Source organism: Novipirellula sp., from assembly GCF_041583735.1.
Classification (GTDB): domain Bacteria; phylum Planctomycetota; class Planctomycetia; order Pirellulales; family Pirellulaceae; genus Novipirellula.
Map to the genome: position 1 here is coordinate 1 of NZ_JBFHFD010000998.1, position 1,954 is coordinate 1,954.

Below are 1,954 nucleotides of genomic sequence, written 5' to 3' on the forward strand. Positions count from 1 at the left end.
ACAGGGTCGATCACGCCGGCCTTCAACATGTCACAGTACTCGCCGGTGTTAGCGTCGTAACCGATCGTTGCGCCCTTTTGGCGAACTTCGTCAACGACAACGCTGCCGTCGATGCCACCATTGTCAGCGATTTGACGCATCGGAGCGTCCAAGGCGTGCAAGACGATGCCAACACCGATCTTTTCGTCGCCCTTGGCTTTCTTCTGAGCCGCTTCGACCGCTTCGTAGCAACGCACCAACGCCACACCACCGCCGGGAAGGATTCCTTCCTCGACAGCCGCACGGGTTGCATGCAGTGCGTCTTCCAAGCGAGCCTTGGTTTGCTTCATTTCCGCTTCGGTCTCGGCACCCACGCTAATGACGGCAACGCCACCAGCCAGTTTCGCCAAACGCTCTTGGAATTTTTCCTTGTCGTACTCGCTATCGGTTTGTTCGATTTGAGCACGAATTTGGGAGACACGCTTGTCGATATCTTCGCGTTTTCCGCTGCCTTCGACGATGGTCGTGTTGCTCTTGTCGACGGTGACCTTCTTGGCACGGCCAAGTTGCTCAAGCGTGACATTTTCGAGCTGGATACCCAAGTCTTCGCTGATCAGCGTACCGCCGGTCAGGGTCGCGATATCGCCGAGCATGGCTTTGCGACGATCGCCGAAACCAGGCGCCTTCACCGCACACACGTTCAACGTGCCACGCAACTTGTTGACTACCAACAACGTCAATGCTTCTGCATCAACATCTTCGGCGATGATCAACAACGGTTGACCAGTCTGTGCTGCCTTTTCCAACAACGGAACAAGATCGCGGATGTTGCTGATCTTCTTCTCGTAAAGCAGAATGAGAGCGTTTTCGAGGCTCGCTTCCATCGTGCTTGGATCGTTGATGAAGTAAGGCGAGATGTAGCCCTTGTCGAACTGCATCCCGTCCACGTAATTGACTTCAGTCACTCGGCTCTTGCCTTCTTCGACTGTGATCACGCCGTCCTTACCGACTCGTTCCAAAGCATCGGCCAACAAGTTTCCGATGACCTTGTCGTTGTTCGCACTGATCGCACCGACGTTAGCGATTTGCTCTTTGTTCTTGACGGGCTGGCCCATCTCGATCAATTGCTCGGTGGCTGCTTGAACAGCGCGGTCGATTCCACGGCGGATCGCCGCAGGGTTGCTGCCGGCAACGATGTTACGCAGACCTTCTTTGAAGATCGCACGAGCCAACACGGTTGCGGTGGTGGTGCCGTCACCGGCGAGATCGCTGGTCTTTTGAGCGACCTCGATCACCAACTTGGCGCCCATGTTCTCGAAACGATCTTCGAGCTCAATTTCTTTAGCGACGGTGACACCGTCCTTCGTTACGGTGGGTCCGCCAAACGACTTGTCGATCATCACGTTGCGGCCGGTGGGGCCCATCGTTACGGCGACCGCATTGGCCAACTTGTCGACGCCCGCCAACATGCGAGCTCGCGCGTGGTCGTCAAATAGCAGTTGTTTTGCCACGAGTGAATTCCTGTAATAAAATTGCTGTTGTTCGTTTTGTTGCAATCAGCGGCAGTGACACACACACCGCTGAGACGTTTCGTCCATCGCAGCAGAGCCCACGCAAGTCGGCTCACTGCGAAAAACCAAAAGTGCCGTTTACTACAGAACTTTTGCCAAGATGTCGCTTTCGCGAAGGATCTTCATTTCGCGACCATCGACTTCGATGTTGCTTCCGCCGTACTTGCCGTAGATCACGACGTCGCCAACGGTGACGCTAAGCTCACCACGGTTTCCGCTGTCCAACATTTTGCCAGGACCGACGGCGACAACCGTACCACGCTGTGGTTTTTCACGAGCCGAATCGGGAAGCACGATACCGCCAGCGGTGGTTTCTTCGGCTTCGACAGGCTCAACAACAATGCGATCATCCAACGGACGTAGGTTCATTTTTGCCATAGTATTTTCTTATCTGTATTGAAGGT

At 54.7% G+C, this 1,954-nt stretch carries 2 protein-coding genes; both read right to left on the reverse strand.

Going from position 1 to position 1,954, the window contains the following annotated elements; genetic code table 11:
- The coding region (gene groL / locus ABX962_RS35440) for a chaperonin GroEL (RefSeq protein WP_372726364.1) at positions 1–1,490 on the reverse strand (1,490 nt) is incomplete at its 3' end.
- A 141-nt stretch (positions 1,491–1,631) separates the two neighbouring features.
- On the reverse strand, positions 1,632–1,928 hold the full coding sequence (gene groES / locus ABX962_RS35445) for a co-chaperone GroES (protein WP_146596752.1): 297 nt from the start codon (positions 1,926–1,928) through the stop codon (positions 1,632–1,634).
- Between the last annotated feature and the right edge of the window lie 26 nt (positions 1,929–1,954).

What these genes read in the sequence shown, in the direction of transcription:
- groES (WP_146596752.1), bottom strand. Translation starts at nt 1,928, where the DNA reads ATGGCAAAAATGAACCTACGTCCGTTGGATGATCGCATTGTTGTTGAG.